The organism is Paenibacillus pasadenensis, from assembly GCF_002864175.1.
Classification (GTDB): Bacteria; Bacillota; Bacilli; order Paenibacillales; family Paenibacillaceae; genus Paenibacillus_O; species Paenibacillus_O pasadenensis.
This window is the reverse complement of the sequence record NZ_NFEZ01000004.1, coordinates 2964606-2989849: the sequence shown is the minus strand read 5'-3', so window position 1 is coordinate 2989849 and position 25244 is coordinate 2964606. Positions and strand designations below refer to the sequence as shown.

The following is a 25244-nucleotide window of genomic DNA, read 5'->3' as shown; positions in this document are numbered from 1 at the left end:
AGATGGTAGGTTCATGGCGCATCAACGGCTGGATCGCCGCAGGAGGCGCGCTGCTGACGCTTCTGCTCAATGCCGGCCGCAATCCTTGGGAAGTCGGCGGGACGCGCGCTCTCGCCGCGGCGGCGGCATTCTGGCTGCTCGCTTACGCGCTGCGGTTCCTGCTCACGTTCACGCTGCCGGACCCGGCGTCCGCTGCGGCCGCGGAAGCGGGGACGCCAGCGGCCGGGTCGGCGTTGGACCTCGAGGCTGCGGGCAGCGAGGATTTGGAAGAGCTGCTGCGCGAGGGGTGGAGGGCGCCTGAGGGAGAGCGGGCCCGCGAGGATCGCGGAGCGCCCGCCCCAGCCCGGGACGCGGCGGCCTTCCAGCCGCTGTCCCCTCCCCAGCTGCGCGCGACGCGGGAGGAGCCGAGCGAGCAGGAGCTGCTGCAGGCGGTGCGGCAGTGGAATTCGGAAGACAAATGAAGCTCGGCTGCAACCCGGGCCGACGAAGCCAGGCAAGGTCCGGTCGGACCGACGAGGAACTGGATGGCGAAAGCTTAAGGAGGCTTGAGGACGATGACTGAGCCCAAGGCGCCTCATTTATCCAACATGCCAATGTGGGAAAAGTGGAAAGAGGAGCAGGATCTGGACGCGAAAAAGGCGCTGATCGAGCAATATTTGCCGCTTGTGGACTATGTCACGAACCGGATGGCGATCGGCCTTCCCAAAAACGTATCGAAGGATGATTTGGCGAGCAACGGAGTCATGGGTCTCATCGACGCGATCGATAAATTCGATTACAAGCGCGGCCTGCAGTTCGAGACCTACGCATCCTGGAGAATTCGCGGAGCGATCATCGACGGCCTGCGGCAGGGAGACTGGGTGCCGAGATCGGTGCGCGAGAAAGCGAAGCGGATCGAGGAAGCCTACCAGCACTTGGAGCAGCAATATCTGCGTTCGGTGAGCGACTTCGAGATCAGCTCTTATTTGCAGGTGTCGGAAAAGGAATTCACGGTCATGCTGCAGGAAATCGCCGTCACGACCGTCTGCTCGCTCGAGGATCCGATCCGCGAGGAAGAGAGCGAGACTCGCATGTCGCTGCTCGTCGACGAAAAGGCCAAAAATCCGGACCATAAGGTCCATGAGTTCTACTTGAAGGAATCGCTGGTGAAAGGCATCGAGAAGCTGACGGAGAAGGAGCGGATCGTCGTCTCCCTCTTCTATTACGAAGAATTGTCGCTGAGCGAGATCGCCGAGGTCATGTCGCTCTCGCCCTCCCGAATCTCGCAGCTGCACTCCAAGGCGATCCTTCGGCTGAGAGGCGCGTTGTCCAAGCAAAAGGAACAATTGATGCAGAACTCCTAGAAGGAGGTCGGAACGATGAAGGAACAGCTAGGCTTGCAGCAGCGGCTAAGCGTAAACGTGGCTCCCGATCAGATGACGGCGCTGCTGCAGTTCATCCGCTGCGACGACGATTTTGCCTGCACGGCCGCCGAGCTCGAGCAATTCCTGAGGGCTAGCGGCATTACATATGGAATTCAGTACGATCTGCTCCATGCGATCTCGAACGATCCGGCCTCCTATTCCTTGCAGCAGACTCCGATCGCCCATGGCCTCCCGCCAAAAACGGGCAAGGACGGGAGGATCGCTTACGTCGTCGAGATGAATGCCGACCAGCGGCCGGAGGAGTCGGAGGACGGCAAGGTCGACTTCAAGGAAACGTCAAAGATTCTGAACGTCCAGAAAGGCCAGCTTATCGCCCGCAAGCTGCCCGCGACGGAAGGCGAACCGGGAAAAACGGTGACCGGAATCGCGGTCCCGGGCCGCAAAGGCAAGGAAGCGCGCCTGAAAGCGGGCAAAAACGTCGTCTGCAATGCCGATCGGACGCTGGTCTATGCGGCGATAGACGGCTTGTTTACGATTACCGGCGGCGACTCGATCAATGTGTTCCCCGTTTATGAGGTCAACGGAGACGTGGACTATCATACCGGCCATATCGATTTCGTCGGAACCGTCGTCGTGCGCGGCAATGTGCTGACAGGCTTCCGCGTGAGGGCGGCCGGAGACATCCGCGTCGTCGGCGGCGTCGAGGGAGCCGAGCTGGAGACGGACGGATCGATCGAGATCACCGGCGGCATCATGGGCGGCGGCAAAGGCTCGGTGAAGGCGGGACACTCGGTCCGCTGCTCGTTCATCCAGGACGGCACGGTATTCGCCGGCGAGGATGTGCTCGTCAGCCAGAGCATCATGCATTCGCAGGTGCGCGCCGGCCGGAACGTCGTCTGCGGCGGCGCCAAGGGGCTGCTCGTCGGCGGCGTCGTGCAGGCCGGCGAGACGGTGCAGGTGCGCACCGCGGGCAATACGATGTCGACGGCCACGTCGATCGAGGTCGGCGTCAAGCCCGAGCTGCGCGAGGAGCTGAAGGAGCTGCGCATCGCCGTAAGGTCGAAAAGCGAAGCGCTCGACAAGACGGAAAAGGCGCTGGCCATTCTCGATCAGATGGCGGCGGCAGGCACGATCGCTTCCGACAAGCTGGCCCTTCGGATCAAGCTGTCGGCGACGAAAAAGCAGGCGGTGCAGGAGATCGAGGAGGCCCGGGACCGGATCCTGGACATCGAGCGCTCGCTCGAGGATTCGAGCACGGCCAAGGTCGAGGTGCGGGGCACCGTTTTCGGGGGAACGAAAATCGTCATCGGACGCTATACCCGGTTCATCAAGGAGCCGACGTCCCGCGTGCAGTTCCGCTTCATCGAAGGCGAGATCAACATGGGCCAGATCGTCTAGCGGCGCTGCCGAGCAAGCCTTTTGCGGCATGCGGCAGGCAGCTGCAAGGAGGAGGATGCGATGCCTTATCGACCGGTCGATCTGCAGGTGTCCGTGCCGAAGACTCAGGAAACCGGGATGCAGCAAAGCCAGCTGCAAAGCCGATTGGCCGCAGAGGCGCGGCAGCAGGCGGAGCAGGCGGCCAAAAAAACGGAGCAGGATCGAAGCCGCAGCACCGAGCTGGAAAGCCGGGCCGACGCCAAGATCGGCTACCGGCAAGAAGAAAGCGGGAGCGGCGGCGCGAAGGCCGGCGACAGGCGCGGCAAGGCGGAAAGCGGAGAGCTCCCGGAAGAGCGGACGGCGCATCCGTATAAAGGCCGCCGGATCGACATCCGCTTGTAAGCCGCTTGGGATCGCAGAGAATACAGGAGAAGGAGGACGGACGATGAACATGCAGCCCTGGCACTATATTGTCCTCGTCGGAGCGGTGGTGCTCGTCTGGTCCAATCTGCTGGCGCGGGGACGCGGCGCGAACAAGACGAAGAGCCAAGACTCTTCGGACGCCGGACTTCAGCAAATGGAGCTCGCGCTGGAACAGTTCATGGAAAACATGGAGCAGAGCCAGCGGGACCTGACCGGCCTGGTGCTGTCGTCAAAAGAACAGGAGAAGGAAGAGGCGCGGCGGCGCGAGGAACGGATCGCCGAGCTCGAGGAGCGCTGCACGCGGCTGCAGCGCGAGATGGAGCTGCAAGCCGCGTCGGTGGCGGCTGCTGCCGCTGCCGGCGGATCCGCCGGACAACGTCCCGTCGCTCCGGCTGCCGCTGCCTCGCAGCCGGTTGAAGCGCCGCAGGAAGGGCTTGCCGAGTCCGCCGCCGCCGCGCAGGCGCCAGCGTCCAAGCCGGGCATCAGGCAGCGGTTCACGATGCTTTTCGACCTGCATGAGCAAGGCCTCTCCGTGGAGCAGATCGCCAAGCGGCTCGGCATGAACAAAGGCGAGGTGCTGCTCATCCAGCAGCTGGCCAAGCAGGAGGGGGCTCGCCATGAAGCCTCCTAACCGCATGTTCTGGACCGGCCTCGGCGTCGGCATCATGGCCGGCGCCCTGCTGCTGCAGCTGCTGCTGGCCGGCCAGGGCGGAGCCGCGCTGCCGGATCCGCCGGACGGGGCGGCGGTCTATACGGCGGAAGAAGCGGAGCTGCTCGTCCAAGCGGCCGTCGAGCGGACGAGAGCGGAGATGGCCGAAGCCGAGGAGGCGGACGGCGACCCGAGTCCTGGAGCGCAGCCCGCGCCTTCCATCGAGCCGGCTGCCAGTCCGCAGCCTTCGGGCTCGCCGGCCGCTTCGCCGTCGGCGCGTCCGTCTCCAGCGGCGGCTCCCAAAGGCGGAACGAAATCGGAATCCGCCAAGCCGTCCGGCCAGCCGGCGGAGAGCCTCCCGGCCGTCGTCATCCGGATCGAGCCGGGGAGCAGCCTGACGGAGACCGCCTCTTTATTGAAGGAACGCAATCTCATCGCGAGCGAGAAAGGCTTTCTCGACTACATGGAGAAGCAGCGGCCGGTCCCGCTTGTCCGAGCCGGCTATTTCAAGATCGAGGGCAAGCCCGGCCTCGAAAACCTGAAGAAGATTCTAGCCAGCCAGCCGATGGACCCGGCAGAGGGCAAGGCGTGGCTGGACAAGCAAAAACGATGAGGGGACGCCCGTTCCAAGCGGATGGCGTCTCGTTTTTTTAGCTTGAGGGGACAGTTGCGCTGACAAGCCCGGTATGCTATAGTAATTGACGGTGTTAAAAACACACGCCGGTTAATTCTGTCAAGGGTGCTTCCGCGAGCGGAAGTCTTGCCGGAAGATGACATCGGCGGAGGACACAAATAAAAACCAACTAGGAGGTGTTGAAGATGGCAGTGATTTCCATGAAACAGCTGCTCGAGGCTGGTGTTCACTTCGGTCACCAAACTCGCCGCTGGAACCCTAAAATGGATCGCTATATCTTCACCGAACGTAACGGCATTTACATCATCGACCTGCAAAAGACGGTCAAAAAAGTAGAAGAGGCGTACAACTTCGTCCGCTCCATCGCGGAAGACGGCGGCTCCATCCTCTTCGTCGGCACGAAAAAGCAAGCTCAAGACTCCGTGAAGGAAGAAGCGGAGCGCTGCGGCAACTTCTACATCAACCAACGCTGGCTCGGCGGCACGCTGACCAACTTCTCCACGATCCAAAAGCGCATCGATCGTCTGCGCCAGCTGGAAAAATGGGAAGGGGACGGCACGTTCGATGTCCTGCCTAAAAAAGAAGTCATCATCCTCCGCAAGGAGAAGGATCGCCTCGAGAAATTCCTCGGCGGCATCAAAGGCATGCGCAAGCTGCCTAGCGCCCTCTTCATCATCGACCCGCGCAAAGAGCGCATCGCGGTCGCCGAAGCTCGCAAGCTGGGCATCCCGATCGTCGGCATCGTCGATACGAACTGCGATCCGGACGAGATCGATTATGTCATCCCGGGCAACGACGACGCGATCCGCGCCGTGAAGCTGCTGACGGGCAAGATGGCTGACGCCATCGTCGAAGCCAACCAAGGCGAGCAAACGACCGCCTAAGCTGGATTCGCCAGGAAATTCCTACAGCTGTGAACGATAAGGGTGGTCAGAAGGTGAAAGCCTCCTCGCCGCCCTTTTTTTGAGGGTGCATAGAGGAAACAATCCGCTCGAAGCGGACAACTTGGCCTGAATGAAGGCATCGGGAGGAAAATCAGATGGCAGTCAATGCGAGTGCAGTCAAGGAATTGCGTGAAAAAACGGGAGCAGGCATGCTCGATTGCAAAAAAGCGCTGGAAGAAGCGAACGGCGATCTGACGAAAGCAGCCGAGCTGCTTCGCGAGAAAGGCCTTGCCGCTGCGGCGAACAAAGCCGGCCGTGTCGCGACGGAAGGCGTCGTAGAATCCTACATCCACGCTGGCGGACGCATCGGCGTGCTCGTGGAAATCAACTGCGAAACCGACTTCGTCGCCAAGACGGACCAGTTCCGCGAGTTCTGCAAGGACATCGCGATGCAGATCGCAGCCGTAGGTCCGAAATATGTCCGCCGCGAGGAAGTGGCAGCGGAAGAGCTGGAAAAAGAGCGCGAGATCCTGAAGGCGCAAGCGCTCAACGAAGGCAAGCCGGCCCATATCGTCGAAAAGATGGTCGAAGGCCGCCTGAGCAAGTACTATGAAGAGTTCTGCCTGCTGGAGCAGCCGTTCATCAAGGATCCGGACAAGACGATCTCGACGCTGCTGAACGAAAAGATCAGCACGATCGGCGAGAACATCTCCATCCGTCGTTTCGCTCGCTTCGAGCTTGGCGAAGGCCTGGAGAAAAAAGTCGACAACTTCGTCGAAGAAGTCATGTCGCAAGCGAAGCTGTAAGCCGCGTTCCATTGCCAGACGCTGCCGGCCATCCGGTCGGCCGGCGTCTTTCGAACCGATACCGAACGCGAGGACAGGCGGGGCGGGGCTTCCGCCCCGCCTGTTTTTTTTAGGAAGCTTTCGTTCGACGCCGCATTGCTGAAACTTTTTAAGCACCGAAATCTGTCTTGAACATGGGGGTATTGACGTTGGAGAATCCCGTCTACAAACGCATCGTACTGAAGGTGAGCGGAGAATCGCTGTCCGGCCAGGCTGGCTACGGCATCGAGGCTGAAATCATCTCGTCCATTGCGCAGCAAATCAAGGAAGTCGTGGAGCTGGGCGTCGAAGTGGCCATCGTCGTAGGCGGAGGCAACATCTGGCGCGGCATCGCCGGCACGGCGAAAGGCATCGACCGGGCCACGGCCGACTACATGGGCATGCTCGCAACGGTCATGAACTCGCTCGCCCTTCAGGACGCTCTGGAATCGATCGACGTTCCGACGCGCGTTCAGACCTCCATCGCCATGCAGCAGATCGCCGAGCCTTATATCCGCCGCCGCGCGATCCGCCATCTGGAAAAGGGGCGGGTCGTCATTTTCGCAGCCGGAACCGGCAATCCCTTCTTCTCGACGGATACGACAGCCGCGCTTCGCGCAGCCGAGATCGAAGCCGAGGTCATCCTCATGGCCAAGAACAAGGTGGACGGCGTCTACTCCGCCGATCCGTTCAAGGACTCCACGGCCGAGAAGTTCGAAACGCTGACTTATCTGGACGTGCTCAACCGCAATCTGGGCGTCATGGACTCCACGTCCACCTCGCTCTGCATGGACAACAACATTCCGCTCGTCGTATTCGCGATTACGATCCCAGGCAATATTAAGCGGGTCGTGCTCGGAGAGAAGATCGGAACCATCGTGAAAGGAAGTGCCAACTGACATGCCGCAAACCATCAAATCCGATGCTGCCGAGCGCATGGAAAAAGCGATCGGAGCGCTTAAGCGCGATCTCGCGACGCTTCGCGCCGGCCGCGCGACTCCGGCTCTGCTCGACCGCATCTCGGTCGACTATTACGGCGCGCTGACGCCGCTCAACCAGCTGGCGAACATCAATACGCCGGACTCCCGCACGCTGTTCATCCAGCCATGGGACAAATCGTCGCTCGCGGATATCGAGCGCGCCATCATGAAGTCGGATCTCGGCCTGACGCCTTCGAACGATGGCGCCTCGATCCGCATCCAGGTGCCGATGCTGACCGAGGAGCGCCGTTCGGAGCTCGTCAAGATGACGAAAAAATTCGGCGAAGAGGCGAAGGTAGCGATCCGCAACATCCGCCGCGACGCCAACGAGTCCATTAAAAAGCTCGAGAAGACGGACATCTCCGAGGATGAGTCCAAGCGCCACCAGGACGACATCCAAAAGACGACCGACAAGTTCGTCGCCGAGGTCGACAAGGTGCTGTCCGCCAAAGAGAAGGAAATCATGGAAGTCTGATTGGGACTGGACAACGGGATTCAACGCCTGCGGGGAGGAAGGAAGATGATCGACAGACTGTGGTCAAAACGGGGCAAGGCATCTCCGCAGGAAGCGGAGCTTCCGTCCGGGGAAAATGTGCCGCAGCATGTCGCCATTATAATGGACGGCAACGGGCGATGGGCCCAGAATCGCGGCCTGCCGCGAATCGCCGGCCATCATACCGGAATGAAGGCGGTCAAGAAGGTTACGATGGCTGCCGACAGAGCCGGCGTGAAATATTTGACCTTGTACGCTTTTTCCACCGAGAACTGGAAGCGCCCCAAGCCGGAAGTCGATTTTCTGATGCGTCTTCCGCAGGAGTTTCTCGCTCTGGAGCTGGAAGAGCTGATCGAGAACAACGTGCAGGTGCGGATGATGGGCTACCGGGAGCATCTTCCGTCCTTTACGATCGAAGCCCTCGAGGAAGCGATCGAAAAGACGAAGGAGAACACCGGCCTCGTGCTCAACTTCGCGCTCAACTACGGCAGCAGGGCGGAGATGGCGGACGCCGTCCGCTCCATCGCCCGCGAAGCGGCCGAAGGCAAGCTTGATCCGGAGTCGATCGACGAGGCGCTGTTCGAAAGCCGGCTGCTCAGCAGCGACCTGCCGGATCCCGATCTGCTGATCCGCACGAGCGGCGAGCTGAGGCTGAGCAACTTCATGCTCTGGCAGCTGGCCTACAGCGAGCTGTACTTTACCGATGTCTACTGGCCTTCGTTCACCGAGGAGCAGTTCCAGGAAGCCATCATCGAATATCAGCGGCGGGGCAGACGGTTCGGAGGATTGTCCTAGCCCGCTTCCAAGCGAGGAAAATAGCGATGAAACAACGGATCCTAACCGGCCTCGGGGCAGGCGCTCTCTTCTTGCTGCTGCTCGTCATCGGCGGGACGCCATACGAGCTGCTGCTGCTGCTGCTCGCCCTGATCGGCTTTTTTGAATTCGCGCGCCTGAACGGCATTTCTCCTTTCCACCCGGCTGGGCTGCTCGGCTTCGCCGGGGTGCTTTTTTTTATGCTCCCATGGGAAGAGTTGGGCCTCGACGTTCCGTCAGACAGCGCAGCGATATGGTTGCTGCTGCTTCTGCTCTTGTCGGTGACGGTCGTCGCCAAAAACCGGATCGCGGTCGACGGAGCCGCGCTGCTGCTGCTGGGGGCCGTTTATGTCGGCTTCGGCTTCGCCGCCATGGGCGATGTCAGAAGCATCGAGCCGCATGGCCTGTACCTGAGCTTCCTTAGCTTCGCCGCCATCTGGGCTTCGGATATCGGAGCCTACTTCATCGGCAAGGCGATCGGCAAGCGCAAGCTGTGGCCGGCGATCAGCCCGAACAAGACGATCGAAGGCTCGCTCGGCGGCATCGCCTGCGCGATTGCCGCTGCGATCGCCTTCCAGCTCGCAGCTCCCGAGACGATCGGCTTTGGCCGCGCGGTCGCGATCGGCGCCGTCGCGGCGGTCGCCGGACAGTTCGGCGATCTGATCCAGTCGGCGTACAAGCGTCATCGCGGCGTCAAGGACAGCGGCAAGCTGCTGCCCGGCCACGGCGGAGTGCTCGACCGCTGCGACAGCTGGATCGTCGTTTTTCCGCTGCTCGTGCTGACGGGACTGCTCCCGCTCTAGGAACGGTCCCGCTCCGGGCCGGTACATACTGCAAGACAAGGAGTCGATCGCAGTGAAAAAAATTACGGTGCTCGGATCGACCGGCTCGATCGGCACGCAGACGCTGGACATCGTCGCGCACCATCCGGAGCGCTATGCGCTCGACGGCCTGGCGGCGGGAGCCAACTCCGCGCTGCTGATCGAGCAGGCGCTCCGCTTCCGGCCGAAGCGGGTCTGCCTGGCGACCGAGGAGGCGGCTCGCGCCGCGCGCGCGGCGCTGCCGCAGGAGATCGAGGTGCTGCAGGGCGAGCAGGGGCTGGTCGAGCTTGCCGGCGGCGGCGACGCGGATACGGTCGTCACGGCGCTCGTCGGCAGCCGCGGCTTGCCGGCGACGCTGGCCGCGATCGAAGCGGGCCGCGACATCGCGCTCGCCAACAAGGAGACGCTCGTGACGGCCGGCCATCTCGTCATGGAAGCGGCTCGGCGCAGGGGCGTTTCGATTTTGCCGGTGGACAGCGAGCATTCGGCGATCTTCCAGTGCCTGAACGGCGAGCGGCGCGAGGATGTGCGGGGCATCATGCTGACGGCTTCGGGCGGATCGTTCCGCGACCGCACGCGCGACCAGCTGCGCGGCGTCACCGTGCAGGAGGCGCTCAGCCACCCGAACTGGTCGATGGGAGCCAAGATCACGATCGACTCCGCGACGATGGTCAACAAGGGACTGGAGGTCATCGAAGCCCGCTGGCTGTTCGGCCTCGGCTATGACGACATCGGCGTGCTCATCCATCCCGAGAGCATCATCCACTCCTATGTGGAGTTCAACGACCGCAGCGTCATCGCGCAGCTCGGACTGCCGGACATGCGCGTGCCGATCCAGTACGCGCTGTCGCATCCCGAGCGGCATCCGTCGCCGACGGAACGGCTGAGCCTGGCCGAGCTGGGCAAGCTTACGTTCCGGGAGATGGACTTCGACCGCTACCGCTGCCTCGCGCTCGCCTACGAGTGCGGCCGCATCGGAGGGACGGCGACGACCGTCTTCAACGCGGCCAACGAGGTCGCGGTCGAGCGCTTCCTGCGCGGAGAGATCGAATTCCTCGCGATCGAGGCCATCCTGCAGCAAGCGATGGAGAAGCATGTTTCTGCATTCGATCCCGATCTCGGAACGATCGCCGAGGCGGACCAGTGGGCCCGCCGGCTGGCCGCCTCCCTCTAAGTCGGTTCTCTTGTGCCAGGCTGGAGAATAATGATAATCTAAGGTACAGGCCTAAAGCGACAGGAGGCACCGACATCGATGGGTACATTGCAGGTCATCTTCATGACCGTTCTCGTGTTTTTCGTCATTGTCACCATTCACGAATGGGGACATTATTTTTTTGCGAAGCGCGCCGGCATCCTCGTCCGCGAGTTCGCCATCGGCTTCGGCCCGAAGCTGTTCTCGATCAAGCGGGGCGAGACCCGCTTTACGCTTCGGCTCGTGCCGGCAGGCGGATTCGTCCGCATGGCGGGAGAGGATCCGGAGCTCGTCGAGATCCAGGCGGGCCAGACGATCGCGATCCGCGTCAAGAACGGCCAGGCGACGCGCCTCTACCTCGACAAGCTGGATGAGCGCAGCGGCGTCGTCCGCGGCGAGGTGGAGGCGATCGACCTGGAGCGCCGGCTGTTCGTGCAGCTGCTCGTCGAGGGCGACTCCGAGCGCTACGAGGTGCATCCCGAAGCGCTCATGATCGCTAAGGGCAGGGAGACGCAGATCGCTCCGCTGGACCGGCAGTTCGGCAGCAAGACGGTCGGCCAGCGGGCGCTCGCGATCGCCGCCGGGCCGTTCATGAACTTCATCCTCGCGATCGTGCTGTTCGCCGCGTACATCCAGATGGCCGGCGTCGCCGTCGACAACCCGCGGCATCTGGTCATCAACAGCATCGTCGGCGGCATGCCGGCGGAGCAGGCCGGCCTGCACAAAGGCGACGTCATCCAGACGGTCGCCGGCGAGGACATCCAAGCGGACTACGACCGCATGATCCAGGTGATCGGCGAGTCGGCCGGCAAGCCGCTCGACATCGTCGTCGAGCGGGGCGGCGAGACGATGACGTTCACGATGACGCCCAAGCTCGACGCCGACACCAAGATGGGCAAGGTCGGCATCACGGCCGGCTATCCGCGCCGGGCGGCCACGTTCAGCGAGACGATCACCGGCACGTTCACGCTCATGAAGGACATGACGGTAAGCATCTTCCAGGGCTTCGGCAAGCTGATCACCGGCGACTTCAAGCTGGACGACCTCGGCGGTCCGGTGCGCACGGCCGAGGTGACGGGCCAGATCGCCCGCCAGGGCCTGACGCAGCTGACGAGCTGGGCGGCGCTGCTCAGCCTGTATCTCGGCATCTTCAACCTGCTGCCGATTCCGGCGCTTGACGGCAGCCGCCTCGTGTTCATCGGTATCGAGGCGCTGCGCGGACGGCCGATCGATCCGGCGCGGGAGAGCATGGTCCACGTCATCGGCTTCATGATGCTCATGCTGCTGATGCTGGCCGTGACCTACAACGATATATTGCGACTTGTCAAAGGGTAGAGGGGAGCTGGCGGTTCAGCCATGTCGAAGGAAAAGCAGTTCGTAACGGAAATAACGCCTCAAGCGGAGGATTTCTCGCGCTGGTATATCGACGTCATCAAAAAAGCCGAGCTCATGGATTACTCGCCGGTGCGCGGCTGCATCGTGTTCCGTCCCGAGGGCTATGAGATCTGGGAGCATATCAAGGAAGAGCTGGACCGCCGCTTCAAGGCGACCGGCCACCGCAACGCCTACTTCCCGCTGTTCATCCCCGAGAGCTTCTTCCAAAAGGAGAAGGAGCATGTCGAGGGCTTCAACCCCGAGCTGCCGTGGGTGACCGAGGCCGGTGGCGAGCCGCTTGAGGAGCGGCTGGCGATCCGTCCGACGTCCGAGACGATGATCGGCCATATGTACAGCAAATGGATCCAGTCGTACCGCGACCTGCCGGTGCTCATCAACCAGTGGGCGAACGTCGTCCGCTGGGAGAAGCGCACGCTGCCGTTTCTGCGCACGAGCGAGTTCCTCTGGCAGGAGGGACATACGGCGCATGAGACCGAGACGGAGGCGCGCGAGGAGACGATGCGCATGCTCGAGGTGTACCGCAGCTTCGTCGAGGATTATCTCGCGATTCCGGTCATCAGCGGCGAGAAGACGCCGTCCGAGCGGTTCGCAGGCGCCGTCGACACCTATTCGATCGAAGCGATGATGAAGGACGGGCGCGCCGTGCAGGCGGGGACCTCGCATTACCTTGGCAGCAAGTTCGCGGTCGCGTTCGACATCAAGTATCTCGATCGCGAGAACCAGCTGCAGTTCGCGCATACGACGTCCTGGGGCGTCAGCACGCGCTTGATCGGCTCGCTCATCATGGTGCACGGCGACGACCGCGGCCTCGTGCTGCCGCCGAAGATCGCCCCGACGCAGGTCATCATGATTCCGATCGGACCGCCGAAAACCCGCGACGCGGTGCTCGCGCGGGTGGACGAGCTGTTCGGCCAGCTCAAGCAGGCCGGCGTGCGCGTGCGCGTCGACGACCGCTCGGACGTCAGCCCGGGCTGGAAGTTCAACGAGTACGAGATGCGCGGCGTGCCGATCCGTCTCGAGCTCGGCCCTCGCGACATGGACAACGGCGTCTGCGTGCTCGTCTCCCGCGTCAGCGGCGAAAAGCGCATCGTTAACCAGAGCGACCTGCTCGCCGAGATCGAGAGCATGCTGGAGCAGGTGCATCGCGAGATGTACGAGAAGGCGGCCGCTTTCCGCACGGAGAACACGTTCGCGGTTGATACGCTTGACGAGATGAAGGCGCTGTTCGAGCAGAAGCGCGGCTTCGTCACGGCCGGCTGGTGCGGCTCCGAGGCGTGCGAGAAGCAGGTCAAGGAAGAGACGGGCGCGACGAGCCGGAACATTCCGTTCGAGCCTTCCGAACGCAAGGCGTCCTGCCTGTGCTGCGGCGAGAAAGCCGCCCATACGGTCGTATTCGCCCGGGCGTACTGATATCCAGGCTTGTTCAAGGCCAAGTCCCGCCAGGGGCTTGGCTTTGTTTTTTTGGAGAGCGGCTGCCGCGGCGAGGGCGGCAACTTTCTATGTCTTTCTCCATTTTTCGACGGTATAATAGAGTCTGATTGCTGGAATCGGACGGTCTTCAAGCAGGGAGGGAACATATGAGCGAGGCAAAGCGACAGCGCTTCGAGCTGTTGATGAAGCAGGCGGAGCTGGCGCCGGACCTGATCGGAGCCCATTTTCAGGATGGCCATATCGAGAAGGTGCTGGTCAGCCCGAGCAACCGCGAGTGGACGTTCTGCATCGCCAAAAGTCTGCTCGTGAAACGGGACTATTACAAGGTGTTCTGCCAGACGATCAAGCAGAAGTTCAGCCATCTGGCGGACGTCACCTTTTGCTTTACTTATGATGATTCGATCTCCACGGACGAGCTGGCTCTGGAATATTGGCCGCTGTTCGTCGAGTGGGCGCAGCGGGAAATGGCGTCGGTCAACGGCTGGCTGGCCAAGGCCGCGCCTTCGGCAAGCGGCGGCGTGCTGCAGATCATGCTGATGGACCGGGCCGGTCTCGAGCTGGCGAAGCGCAAGAAGATCGACGAGGCGATCGTAGCCTTCTACGAAGAGCGCTTCCGCCGCACGCTGCGGGTGAAGCTCGCCGCAGGCGAAAGCTCGCGCGAGCTGTACGAGCAGTTCGAGAAGCGCGTCGTCCAGGAAAACAGCGAGCAGGTGCAGCAGATCATGACGAGCGTCGCCTCCGAGGCGGTGCCGGAGCCGGAGGACGGCGACGTCAAGCTCGCGGTCGGCTACGACATCCGCGACGAGCCGGTGCCGATGATGAACATCGTCGAGGAAGAAAAGAAGATCGCCGTGCAAGGCACGGTGTTCGGGCTCGACGTCAAGGAGCTGCGCAACGGCAGCACGCTGTTCACGTTCAACGTCACCGACTTCACCGACTCGATGGCGATGAAGATGTTCGCCAAGACGAAGGAAGACGTCAAGGTGCTGTCCAAGCTGGCCAACGGCAAGTGGATCAAGGCTCGCGGCCGCGTCGAATACGACCGGTTCATGCAGGAGCCGGAGCTGGTCATGATGCCGAACGACCTGCACGAGGTGCTGCCGCCCAAGGAGCGGACCGATACGGCGGAGGTCAAGCGGGTCGAGTTTCATCTGCACACGACGATGAGCACGATGGACGCCGTCACGCCGGTCGACGCGTATATCAAGACTGCCGCCAAATGGGGCCACGGCGCGATCGCCGTCACCGACCACGGCAACGTGCAATGTTTTCCCGACGCGTTCAAGCACGGCAAGAAGAACGGCGTGAAGGTGCTGTTCGGCGTCGAGGCGAACGTCGTCAACGACGCCGTGCCGATGGTGCTGAATCCGCGCGAGGAATCGCTCAAGGATGCGACGTATGTCGTGTTCGACATCGAGACGACGGGACTTTCGATCACGGCCTGCAAAATCATCGAGCTCGCCGGCGTCAAATACAAGGACGGGCATGAGATCGGCCGCTTCGCCACGTTCATCGATCCGCACGAAAAGATTCCGTACCACATCCAGCAGCTGACGAACATTACGGACGACATGGTGCGCGGCGCGCCGGAGCTCGCTCCAAAACTCAAGGAATTCGCCGAGTTCGTAGGCGACAGCGTGCTCGTCGCGCACAACGCCCGCTTCGACATGGGCTTCATCCAGGCGGCCTGCAAGGAGATCGGCATCCCGGAGCTGTCCAATCCGGTGCTCGATACGCTGGAGCTGGCGCGCTTCCTTCACCCGACGATGAAGAACCACCGGCTGAACACGCTGTCGGACAAATACAAGGTCTCGCTCGAAAGCCATCACCGCGCCGTCGACGACTCGGTGGCGCTCGCCGGCGTGCTGTACGGCCTGATCGGCGACGCGGCCGAGCGCAGCATTACGGGGCTGCATCAGCTCAACGATTATGTCGGCATGGACCTGTCCAACTCGCGGCCGTTCCACTGCAACATCTACGCGCTGAACGCGGTCGGCAAGAAGAACCTGTTCAAGCTGATCTCGCTCTCGCATACGAAGCATTTCAAGCGGGTCGCCTGCATTCCCAAGAGCAAGCTCAAGGAGATGCGGGAAGGGCTGCTCGTCATCTCCGGCTGCGAGAAGGGCGAGTTTTTCGAGGCTGTGCTCAACAAGACGGTCGAAGAAGCGGAAGATGTCGCCGAATTCTACGACGTGCTGGAAATCCAGCCGGTCGACTTCTACATGCATCTCGTCGACAAGGGACTCGTCGGCAGCCGCGCCGAGATCGAGGAGGCGATGCGCAAGATCTGCCGCATCGGCGACAAGCTCGGCAAGCCGGTCATCGCCACCGGCAACGTGCATTACCTGCATCCGCGCGACAAGATGTACCGCGAGATCACGATCATGGGCATTACCGGCTTCAGCCCGCTCAAGGACCAGCGCAAGCCGGACGCGCATTTCCGCACGACGGACGAGATGCTCCAGGAATTCCGCTTCCTCGGCGAAGAGCTCGCCTATCGCGTCGTCGTGACGAATACGGTGGAGCTCGCCGAGCGCTTCGAGACGTACGAGATGTTCCCGGACAAGCTGTATACGCCGATCATCGAGGGGGCCGACGACGAGATCCGCGACACCTGCTACGCGACGGCTCGGCGCATGTACGGCGAGGAGCTGCCGCAGGTCGTCATCGACCGGCTGGAGAAGGAGCTCGTGCCGATCATCAAGTACGGCTTCTCGGCGAACTATCTCATCTCGGAGCGTCTCGTCAAGAAATCCAACGAGGACGGCTACCTGGTCGGATCCCGCGGCTCGGTCGGCAGCTCCGTCGTGGCGACCTTCCTCGGCATTTCCGAGGTCAATCCGCTGCCGCCGCATTATTTGTGCAAGACGGACGGCTGCTGCCACAGCGACTGGATTCTCGACGGCAGCGTCTCCTCGGGCTTCAACCTGCCGGACAAGGCCTGTCCCAAGTGCGGAGCGATGATGCGCGGCGAAGGCCAGGACATCCCGTTCGAGACGTTCCTCGGCTTCAAGGGCGACAAGGTTCCCGATATCGACCTCAACTTCTCGGGCGAATACCAGCCGATCGCCCATAACTATACGAAGGTGCTGTTCGGCGAGAAGGCGGTGTTCCGCGCGGGCACGATCGGCACGGTGGCGGAAAAGACGGCGTTCGGCTTCGCCAAGAAATATGAAGAAGAGAAGGGCCGCAAATGGCGGGGAGCGGAGCTCAGCCGCCTCGCATCGGGCTGCACCGGCGTCAAGCGGAGCACGGGCCAGCATCCCGGCGGCATCGTCGTCGTGCCCGACTACATCGAGGTCGAGGACATCACGCCGGTGCAGTATCCGGCCGACGATACGAGCGCGGAGTGGATGACGACCCACTTCGACTACCACGCCTTCGACGCCAACCTGCTCAAGCTCGACATTCTCGGCCACGACGATCCGACGATGATGCGCATGCTCCAGGATCTGACCGGCATCGACCCGACGACGATCCCGATGAACGATCCGAAGGTGATGAGCCTGTTCAACTCGACGACGGCGCTCGGCGTGACGCCGCAGCAGATTCGCTCGAGCGTCGCGACGTACGGCGTGCCGGAGATGGGCACGAAGTTCGTCCGCCAGATGCTCGAAGAGACGCAGCCGAGCTCGTTCGCCGACCTGCTGCAAATATCGGGGCTGTCGCACGGAACGGGCGTCTGGCTCGGCAACGCGCAGGAGCTCATCAAAAAAGGCACCTGCACGATCAAGACCGTCATCGGCTGCCGCGACGAGATCATGCTTTATCTGATCTACAAGGCCGGCATGGACGCGGGCCTCGCGTTCAAGATCACCGAGAGCGTGCGGAAGGGCAAGGGACTGACGCCGGAATGGATCGAGGAGATGAAGCGCTGCAAGGTTCCTCAGTGGTACATCGACTCCTGCCTCCGCATCGAGTACATGTTCCCGAAAGCCCATGCCGCCGCCTACGTCATCTCGGCCGTGCGCACCGCGTTCTTCAAGCTCTACCATCCGATCGCCTACTATGCGACCTACTTCACCGTGCGGGCGGAGGACTTCGACCTGGAGCTGCTCTGCCAAGGCTACGACGCGATTTTGAAGCGGCTCGTGGAAATCGAGCAGAAGGCCTTCGCCGCCTCGCCGAAGGAAAAGGCGTCGATCTCCATCCTGGAGATGGCGCTCGAAATGACGGCGCGCGGCTTCTCGTTCAAGCCGATCGACCTGTACCGCTCGGAGGCGACGCGCTGGACGATCGACGGCGACAGCCTCATTCCGCCGTTCGCGGCGATCGCCGGCATCGGCGAAAATGCCGCGCGCAACATCGCCGCCTCTCGCGACGGCGGAGAGTTCCTCTCGGTAGAAGACTTCCAGCAGCGCTCCAAGGCGACCAAGACGATCGTCGAGGTGCTGGGCGGAATGGGCTGCTTCCGCGGCCTTCCGGAGTCCAACCAGCTGTCTCTCTTCTAGGGCTGGCGGCGGCTGCTCCAATCGCTTTAGAGGAAAACAATTCTTGTCAGTCATCAGGGGTTATGGTATAATTTTTTTGGTAATCATGAGGATAGATGTACTTTCTGAAGAGTGGGGAAACCCACTCTTCACGTTTTGTCCACTACTTTTTACGTTTGGATCAGGGGGTCTATCGGAGTTGAGCACATCCCGAATCAAGGCGGTCGTCGAAGAGATGATCACGCCCTTTCTTACCGAAAACGGCTTCGAGCTTGTCGACATTGACTATGTCAAGGAAGGCAGCCATTGGTTCCTCCGCGTATTCGTCGACAAGGACGGCGGAATCGACATCGACGAGTGCGGCCGAATCAGCGAATACCTGAGCGAGCGCCTGGACGAGAACGATCCCGTCACAGACGCTTATTTTCTGGAGGTCTCTTCTCCGGGAGCGGAGCGTCCGCTCAAGAAGCCTGAGGATGTCAGCAAGGCGGTCGGCAAGCAGGTGTGCGTCACGACGTACGAGCCGGTCGACGGATTGAAAGAATTCGAGGGTCCGCTGCTCGCCTTCGACGGAGAGACCGTCTCCGTCCAGGTCGGACGCAAGAGCTACTCGATTCCATATGCCAAGGTGGCCAGCGCCCGGCTGGCTATCGTTTTCTAATTCGCGAAAGGGGGATTGACAGTTTCATGAGTATGGATTTTATTGAAGCGCTGAACGAGATCGAGCGCGAGAAGGGAATCGCCAAGGACGTGCTTCTGGAAGCGATCGAAGCGGCGCTCATCTCCAGCTACAAGCGCAACTTCAACACCGCTCAGAACGTGCGCGTGGACATCAACCGCCATACCGGCGTGATCAAGGTCTATGCGCGCAAGAACGTCGTGGAAGAAGTGCTCGATCCGCGCCTGGAGATCAGCGTCGAGGCTTCGCGCGAGATCAATCCGCATTATCAGCTCGACGACGTGGCCGAGATCGAGGTTACGCCCCGCGACTTCGGACGGATCGCCGCCCAGACGGCCAAGCAGGTCGTCACGCAGCGCATCCGGGAAGCTGAGCGCGGCCTGATTTATAACGCTTATATCGATAAAGAAGAAGATATCGTCAACGGCATCGTGCAGCGCCAGGATACGCGCAACCTGTTCGTCGACCTCGGCAAGGTGGAGGCGGTGCTGCCGCTGACCGAGCTGATGCCGACCGACAAGTTCAAGCACGGCGATCGCGTCAAGTCGTTCATCACCAAGGTGGAGAATACGACGAAAGGGCCGCAGATCATCCTCTCGCGCACGCATCCGGGGCTGCTGAAGCGCCTGTTCGAGCTCGAGGTGCCGGAGATCTACGACGGCGTCGTCGAGATCCGCTCGGTCGCGCGCGAGGCCGGCTTCCGCTCCAAGATCGCGGTCCACTCCCGCAACGACGAGGTCGATCCCGTCGGCTCTTGCGTCGGCCAGAAGGGCATGCGCGTGCAGACGATCGTCTCCGAGCTCAAAGGGGAGAAGATCGACATCGTGCGCTGGTCGGACAGCGTCGAGGAGTACGTCGCCAACGCGCTCAGTCCGTCCAAGGTGCTGGAGGTCATCGTCTTCGAGCAGGAGAAGATGGCCCGCGTCATCGTGCCGGACTACCAGCTGTCGCTGGCGATCGGCATCAAAGGCCAGAACGCGCGCCTCGCGGCGAAGCTGACCGGCTGGAAGATCGACATCAAGAGCGAGACGCAGGCGGAGCAGGAGTTCGGCCGCGAGCGGACCCAAGGCGCCGCGATGCACCAGGACTCCGTCACGATCGACTGAGCGGGAAGGAGGGAATTCGCCGATGAGACCGAGAAAGATCCCTCTGCGCCGATGCGTCGCAAGCCAGGAGATGCTTCCGAAAAAAGAGCTGATTCGGGTCGTCCGCACGCCGGACGGCCAGATCAGCATCGACCTGACCGGCAAGAAATCCGGCCGCGGCGCCTATTTGAAGGGCACGGCGGAGAACTTCCGCCTCGCCAAGAAGAGCAAGGCGCTCGACCGCGCGCTCAAGCAGGCGGTGCCGCCGGAAATCTATGACCAGCTGGAGCGCGAGTTCATCTCCGTCGAGGAGCAGTTCCTCGCCGCCAAGGCGCAGGAGGATGACGAGGATGGCGAATAAGGCTCTCTCCAGCCTGGGCATGGCGATGCGCGCCGGCAAAGTCGTGACCGGCGACGATACGGTGCTGCGGACCGTGCGCCAGGGAAAGGCGGCGCTCGTGCTTGTGGCTGCCGACGCTTCGGGCAACACCCGCAAGAAATACCGTGACAAATGCTCGTCCTACGGCGTATTTATGGCCGAAGCTTTTTCCCGCGAGACGCTCGGGCATGCCCTCGGCAAGGAAGAGAGGGTGGTCGTCGCCATAACGGATCGGGGATTTGCCGACATGATTCGGGGTCATTTGAGCCAGAATACGGAGGTGGAGAATATTGACTAAACCACAAGACGGTAAAGAAGGCAAAGAGAAGCTTCGCGTGTATGAATACGCGAAGTCCCTTAACATGAGCAGCAAGGAAATCATCACGATTCTTAAGCGGCTGGATACGCCGGTCAACAACCACATGAGCGTCATGGAGAGCGGCATGGTCAGCAAGGTGGAAGGATTCTTCCGCGACATCAAAGCGAACGCCGCGGCGAAGCGGGCGCAGGGCGGCCAGCAGGCCGGCACGTCCTCCGCCCGTCAGACCGAAAAGCGGCCGGAGCAACAAGGAGTGCATACTATTCCACGTCAAGAGCAAACCCAACAACCAAACCAACAGGATCGACAGGTGACTATGAATACGACATCGAACAACTCAAGCAGCAACGGCACTCAGCGTACTTCCCAAGGCGGAAGCCGCGGCGGACAAGGCGGCGGCCAAGGACGTCCGGCAGGCCAAGGCGGCGGCCAAGGCCGTCCGCAAGGCCAAGGCGGCGGCCAAGGTCGTCCGGCAGGCCAAGGCGGCGGTCAAGGCCGTCCGGCAGGACAGGGCGGCGGTCAAGGACGCCCGGCAGGCCAAGGCGGCGGTCAAGGCCGTCCGGCAGGTCAAGGCGGCGGCTACGGCGGCAATCGTCCCGGCGGCCAAGGCGGCGGCCAAGGCCGTCCGGCAGGCCAAGGCGGCGGCTACGGCGGCAATCGTCCAGGCGGCCAGGGCGGCGGCCCAGGCCGTCCGGCAGGTCAAGGCGGCGGCTACGGCGGCAGCCGGCCAGCCGGCCAAGCCGCAGGCGCAGGCACGGCTTCCCGCGGCGAGAGCCGCAGCACGGCTCCTGCTCCGCGTACGTTCGGCGACAACAAGCCGGCGGGCGGCGGCCAGCGCGACTTCAGCCGCAGCGGCACGGGCGGCGGCGCGGGACGCAGCGGCGGACCGGGCGGCCAAGGCGGCAACCGCCGCGGCGGCGGCAAGCCGGGCGGCCAAGGCGGCCGCTTCGACGATCGCGGCGGAAACTTCCGCAGCCGCGGCAAAAACGGCCGCGGCGGCAAGAGCAGCCAGCCGCAGCGGGACAAGATCGACAACACGCCGAAAAAGATCATCGTCCGCGGCAGCATGACCGTCGGCGAGCTCGCGAAGCTGCTCCACAAGGACGCTTCCGAGGTCATCAAGAAGCTGATCTTCCTCGGCGTCATGGCGACGATCAACCAGGAGCTCGACATCGAGACGATCCAGCTGGTCGCCTCCGAGTTCAAGGTCGAGGAAGTCGAAGTCAAGATTCCGGTCGAAGAGGACGATTTCGAGACGGTCGAGGAGAAGGACGAAGAGGAGAGCCTCGTGTCCCGCGCTCCGGTCGTCACGATCATGGGCCACGTCGACCATGGCAAGACGACGCTGCTTGACGCCATCCGCTCCACCAACGTGACGAGCGGCGAGGCCGGCGGCATCACCCAGCATATCGGCGCGTACCAGGTCGAGATCAACCAGAAGAAGATCACGTTCCTCGATACCCCGGGCCACGAAGCGTTCACGATGATGCGCGCTCGCGGCGCCGAGGTGACGGACATCACGATCATCGTGGTGGCGGCCGACGACGGCGTCATGCCGCAGACGGTCGAAGCGATCAACCACGCCAAGGCGGCCAAGGTGCCGATCATCGTGGCGGTCAACAAGATCGACAAGCCGGATGCCAACCCGGATACGATCAAGCAAGAGCTGACCAAATATGAGCTCGTGCCGGAAGAGTGGGGCGGCGATACGATCTTCGTGAACGTCTCCGCCAAGCAGCGCACCAACCTCGAGGAGCTGCTCGAAATGATCCTGCTCGTGGCCGAGGTCAACGACTATAAAGCGAATCCGAACAAGCGCGCTCGCGGCACCGTGCTCGAGGCCGAGCTCGACAAGGGCAAAGGTCCGGTCGCCCGCGTGCTCGTGCAGCACGGCACGCTCAAGATCGGCGATGCGTTCGTCGCCGGCAATACGTTCGGCCGCGTACGCGCGATGATCAACGACAAGGGACGCCGTCTCAAGGAAGCCGATCCGTCGACTCCAGTCGAGATCACAGGCTTGACGGAAGTGCCTCAAGCCGGCGATCCGTTCATGGTGTTCGAGGACGAGCGCAAAGCCCGCGCGATCTCCGAGCGCCGCTCGATCAAGCAGCGCCAGTCCGAGATGGGCGCGAACTCCCGCGTCACGCTGGACGATCTCTACAAGCACATCAAGGAAGGCGAGATCAAGGACCTCAACGTCATCATCAAGGCCGACGTGCAGGGCTCTCTCGAAGCGCTGCGCGGCTCCCTCGAGAAGATCGAGGTCGAAGGCGTGCGCGTCAAGTCGATCCACAACGGCGTAGGCGCCATCACCGAATCCGACATCGCGCTTGCTTCGGCTTCCAACGCGATCGTCATCGGCTTCAACGTCCGTCCGGAATCCCAGGCGGCGGTAGCGGCCGAGCAGGAGAAGGTCGACGTACGCCTGCACAACATCATCTACAACGTCATCGAGGAGATCGAGCAGGCGATGAAGGGCATGCTCGACCCGATCTTCAAGGAAGTCGTCACCGGCCATGCCGAAGTGCGCAACCTGTTCAAGGTCAGCAAGGTCGGCACGATCGCCGGCTGCATGATCACGGACGGCAAGATCTCGCGCTCGGCCGAAGCCCGCGTCATTCGAGGCGGCATCGTCGTGCATCAAGGCAAGATCGATACGCTCAAGCGCTTCAAGGATGACGTCAAGGAAGTGTCGCAAGGCTACGAGTGCGGCATCACGCTGGAGAAGTTCAACGACATCCAGGAAGGCGACATCATCGAAGGCTTCGTCCAGGAAAAGGTAGAACGCTAAGAAGAGGTGGTCCATCATGGCTAAAATCCGTGTCGGCCGCGTCGGGGAGCAGATCAAGAAGGAGCTCAGCCAGATCATCCAGACCGAGCTCAAAGATCCCCGCATCGGCTTCATTACGGTAACCGGAGTGGACGTCACGAACGATATGTCCCAGGCGCGCGTCTACTTGAGCGTGCTCGGGAACGACGATCAGAAGGAAGAGACGCTCAAGGCTCTGGCGCGGGGAACCGGCTTCATCCGCTCCGAGCTCGGCAAGCGGATCCGCCTTCGCCATACGCCGGAGCTGCTGTTCAAGTTCGACGGCAGCATCGAGTACGGCAGCCGGATCGAATCGCTTCTGACGAAGATCAACCGGGAGAACGGCGGCGAATGAGCGGCGGCATGCACCGCGACTTCGAAGCCGCAATGAGTTTTCTGAACGAGGGAGACGACTATTTAGTCGTCTCCCATGTTCAGCCTGACGGGGATGCGATCAGCTCGACGCTCGCCGCCGCCTGGCTGCTAGACCGGCTCGGCAAGCGCGTCGTGCTGGCGAACCAGGATCCGGTGCCGGATCGCCTTCGCTTTTTGAGCGGCAGCGAGCGGATCCTGAGCCTGGACTCGCTCGCTCCCGACCTCCGCTTCAAGCGGATCGTAGCGGTCGACTGCGCCGATTTCAAGCGGATCGGCCAGCTGTCCGAGCGGTTCGCGGAAGGCGCCGAGCTGCTCAATATCGACCATCATCCGACGAACGACGCCTACGGCGTCTGCAATCTGATCGTGCCGGAGGCGGCGGCGACGGCGCAGATCCTGTTCGAGCTGATCGCGGCATCCGGCCATGCGCTCGATGCGGCCGCGGCGGAGCTGCTGTACACGGGCTTGCTGACCGACACGGGCGGCTTCCGTTATTCCAACACCGATACCCGCGTCATGCAGACCGCTGCGCGGCTGCTTGAGGCGGGCGCGGACGGCTACCGCATCGCGGATCGGCTGCTGGAGACGATGACGCTGCCGCAGCTCAAGCTGCTGCGTCTGGGCCTCAACCGGATGGAGTTCCGGTTCGACGACCGGGTCTGCTCGATGCTCATCACGCCGGAGGACATGGCGGAGATCGGCGCCGCGCCCGAGGATCTCGAAGGGCTCGTGAACTACGCCCGCAACGTCGAAGGCGTGGAGGCAGGCGTCCTGTTGAAGGGCTTGCGCGACGGCAGCGTCAAGGCGAGCCTCCGCTCCGGCGGAACGCTCGACGTCGCCGCGATCGCCTCGGCGTTCGGCGGCGGCGGCCATATCCGCGCGGCCGGCTGCCGTCTCGAGGACGACGTTCAGATCGAGGCGCTTCTGTCCGCCATCGGGGAGGCGCTGGAGCCGAGATGAATGGAATCCTCCCGATCTGGAAGCCGGCCGGCTGGACGTCCCATGACGTCGTAGCCAAATGCCGCCGGCTGCTTCGCACGAAGCGCATCGGCCATGCCGGCACCCTCGATCCGATGGTGACCGGCGTGCTGCCGCTTTGCATCGGACCGGCGACGCGCTTCGTCGAGTACTTGCAGGAGCTGCCCAAGGAATACGAGGCGGTGCTGCAATTCGGCGTGGCGACCGATACGCAGGATCTGACCGGCGAGACGATCGCGCAGGTCGATTCGGTCGAAATCGGAGAGGAGCGTCTCCTGGAGACGCTCCTCTCGTTCGTCGGGGACATCTGGCAGCTGCCGCCCATGTACTCCGCCGTCAAGGTCGACGGCAAGCGGCTGTACGAGCTGGCCCGCGAGGGCAAGACGGTCGAGCGCAAGCCTCGCCAGGCGACGATCCACGAGCTGGAGCTGCTGGAGGCGGACCTGAGCCTCGACCATCCCCGCATCCGGTTCCGCGCGCTCTGCTCCAAAGGCACCTATATCCGCACGCTCTGCGTCGACATCGGCGAGAAGCTGGGCGTGCCCGCGGCGATGGCGGAGCTGACGCGGACCGAGTCCGCGGGCTTCCGCCGCGAGGACTGCGTCACGCTGGAGCAGCTGGAGGCGCTGCAGCGGGATGGAGCGGAAGGCAGCCCGCTGCTGGCGGCCGACCGCACGCTCTCGCATATCCCCGCCCTCACGGCGGCCACTCCCGCCGTGCGCCAGGCGCTGCAGGGCCGGCGGATTCCGCTCGACTGGCTGGACGGGACGGCTCCAGCCGGCGGCATGATCCGGCTCTACAGCCATAGCGGCCTGTTCGCCGGCCTGTTCGAAGCGGAGCCGGAGGACGGCATGCTGAAGGCGGTCAAGGTGTTCGCCCGTCCGGAAGAGGTCTGAACCTAAAGAGAAAT

24 protein-coding genes are annotated in these 25244 nt (G+C 62.5%); all 24 read left to right on the top strand.

What is annotated here, in order from left to right; all coding sequences use genetic code 11:
* The first annotated feature begins 2 nt into the window (after nt 1–2).
* The 24 genes from B8V81_RS22505 to truB all read left to right on the top strand — a co-directional run bounded on the left by B8V81_RS22505 (nt 3) and on the right by truB (nt 25230).
* A complete protein-coding gene (locus B8V81_RS22505) occupies nt 3–461 on the top strand; it encodes a hypothetical protein (RefSeq protein WP_028597411.1) in 459 nt (152 codons plus the stop codon).
* Between the two features lie 93 nt (nt 462–554).
* Entirely contained in the window at nt 555–1343 is a 789-nt protein-coding gene (locus tag B8V81_RS22500) for a FliA/WhiG family RNA polymerase sigma factor (protein WP_028597410.1), read from the top strand.
* Between the two features lie 15 nt (nt 1344–1358).
* Nucleotides 1359–2762 carry a flagellar assembly protein A gene (locus tag B8V81_RS22495; RefSeq protein WP_101809234.1) on the top strand — a complete coding sequence of 468 codons (1404 nt, stop codon included), beginning with the start codon at nt 1359–1361 and terminating at the stop codon, nt 2760–2762.
* Nucleotides 2763–2822: 60 nt separating this feature from the next.
* A complete protein-coding gene (locus tag B8V81_RS22490) occupies nt 2823–3143 on the top strand; it encodes a hypothetical protein (RefSeq protein WP_028597408.1) in 321 nt (106 codons plus the stop codon).
* 43 nt (nt 3144–3186) lie between these two features.
* A complete protein-coding gene (locus tag B8V81_RS22485) occupies nt 3187–3795 on the top strand; it encodes a hypothetical protein (protein ID WP_101809233.1) in 609 nt (202 codons plus the stop codon).
* Nucleotides 3782–4426, top strand: a complete 645-nt coding sequence (locus B8V81_RS22480; protein ID WP_101809232.1) for a hypothetical protein — start codon at nt 3782–3784, stop codon at nt 4424–4426. Before B8V81_RS22485 ends, B8V81_RS22480 begins: the two co-directional genes overlap by 14 nt.
* Before the next feature lie 206 nt (nt 4427–4632).
* Entirely contained in the window at nt 4633–5331 is a 699-nt protein-coding gene (gene rpsB, locus B8V81_RS22475) for a 30S ribosomal protein S2 (protein ID WP_028597406.1), read from the top strand.
* Nucleotides 5332–5486: 155 nt separating this feature from the next.
* Nucleotides 5487–6137, top strand: a complete 651-nt coding sequence (tsf, locus tag B8V81_RS22470) for a translation elongation factor Ts (protein WP_028597405.1) — start codon at nt 5487–5489, stop codon at nt 6135–6137.
* A 188-nt stretch (nt 6138–6325) separates the two neighbouring features.
* Nucleotides 6326–7054: a UMP kinase gene (gene pyrH, locus B8V81_RS22465; protein WP_028597404.1), complete on the top strand. Its 729-nt coding sequence runs from the start codon at nt 6326–6328 to the stop codon at nt 7052–7054.
* A gap of 1 nt (nt 7055) precedes the next feature.
* Nucleotides 7056–7610 (top strand): ribosome recycling factor, encoded by a 555-nt coding sequence (gene frr, locus B8V81_RS22460; RefSeq protein ID WP_028597403.1) that lies wholly within the window; start codon nt 7056–7058, stop codon nt 7608–7610.
* 45 nt (nt 7611–7655) lie between these two features.
* Complete coding sequence (locus tag B8V81_RS22455; RefSeq protein ID WP_028597402.1) at nt 7656–8423, top strand: undecaprenyl pyrophosphate synthase; 768 nt, start codon at nt 7656–7658, stop codon at nt 8421–8423.
* 26 nt (nt 8424–8449) lie between these two features.
* Nucleotides 8450–9244 (top strand): phosphatidate cytidylyltransferase, encoded by a 795-nt coding sequence (locus B8V81_RS22450; protein WP_101809231.1) that lies wholly within the window; start codon nt 8450–8452, stop codon nt 9242–9244.
* Between the two features lie 52 nt (nt 9245–9296).
* Nucleotides 9297–10436 (top strand): 1-deoxy-D-xylulose-5-phosphate reductoisomerase, encoded by a 1140-nt coding sequence (locus B8V81_RS22445; RefSeq protein ID WP_101809230.1) that lies wholly within the window; start codon nt 9297–9299, stop codon nt 10434–10436.
* A gap of 78 nt (nt 10437–10514) precedes the next feature.
* Entirely contained in the window at nt 10515–11789 is a 1275-nt protein-coding gene (rseP, locus tag B8V81_RS22440; RefSeq protein ID WP_028597399.1) for an RIP metalloprotease RseP, read from the top strand.
* Nucleotides 11790–11810: 21 nt separating this feature from the next.
* Nucleotides 11811–13259, top strand: a complete 1449-nt coding sequence (proS, locus tag B8V81_RS22435; RefSeq protein WP_028597398.1) for a proline--tRNA ligase — start codon at nt 11811–11813, stop codon at nt 13257–13259.
* 167 nt (nt 13260–13426) lie between these two features.
* Nucleotides 13427–17731, top strand: a complete 4305-nt coding sequence (locus B8V81_RS22430; protein WP_101809229.1) for a PolC-type DNA polymerase III — start codon at nt 13427–13429, stop codon at nt 17729–17731.
* Nucleotides 17732–17909: 178 nt separating this feature from the next.
* On the top strand, nt 17910–18371 hold the full coding sequence (gene rimP, locus B8V81_RS22425; protein WP_101809228.1) for a ribosome maturation factor RimP: 462 nt from the start codon (nt 17910–17912) through the stop codon (nt 18369–18371).
* 26 nt (nt 18372–18397) lie between these two features.
* Nucleotides 18398–19495, top strand: a complete 1098-nt coding sequence (nusA, locus tag B8V81_RS22420) for a transcription termination factor NusA (protein ID WP_101809227.1) — start codon at nt 18398–18400, stop codon at nt 19493–19495.
* Nucleotides 19496–19517: 22 nt separating this feature from the next.
* Nucleotides 19518–19835, top strand: coding sequence for an RNase P modulator RnpM (rnpM, locus tag B8V81_RS22415; protein ID WP_028597394.1), 318 nt, complete (start codon nt 19518–19520; stop codon nt 19833–19835).
* Entirely contained in the window at nt 19825–20151 is a 327-nt protein-coding gene (locus B8V81_RS22410) for a L7Ae/L30e/S12e/Gadd45 family ribosomal protein (RefSeq protein ID WP_373864109.1), read from the top strand. The genes rnpM and B8V81_RS22410 overlap by 11 nt, the downstream gene beginning before the upstream one ends.
* The gene (gene infB, locus B8V81_RS22405) at nt 20144–22963 is read left to right on the top strand and encodes a translation initiation factor IF-2 (protein WP_028597392.1); all 2820 of its coding nucleotides are present in this window, start codon (nt 20144–20146) and stop codon (nt 22961–22963) included. The genes B8V81_RS22410 and infB overlap by 8 nt, the downstream gene beginning before the upstream one ends.
* A gap of 16 nt (nt 22964–22979) precedes the next feature.
* Nucleotides 22980–23336, top strand: coding sequence for a 30S ribosome-binding factor RbfA (rbfA, locus tag B8V81_RS22400; protein WP_028597391.1), 357 nt, complete (start codon nt 22980–22982; stop codon nt 23334–23336).
* Nucleotides 23333–24316 (top strand): DHH family phosphoesterase, encoded by a 984-nt coding sequence (locus tag B8V81_RS22395; RefSeq protein ID WP_084136535.1) that lies wholly within the window; start codon nt 23333–23335, stop codon nt 24314–24316. The genes rbfA and B8V81_RS22395 overlap by 4 nt, the downstream gene beginning before the upstream one ends.
* The gene (truB, locus tag B8V81_RS22390) at nt 24313–25230 is read left to right on the top strand and encodes a tRNA pseudouridine(55) synthase TruB (RefSeq protein ID WP_101809226.1); all 918 of its coding nucleotides are present in this window, start codon (nt 24313–24315) and stop codon (nt 25228–25230) included. Before B8V81_RS22395 ends, truB begins: the two co-directional genes overlap by 4 nt.
* Nucleotides 25231–25244: the final 14 nt, after the last annotated feature.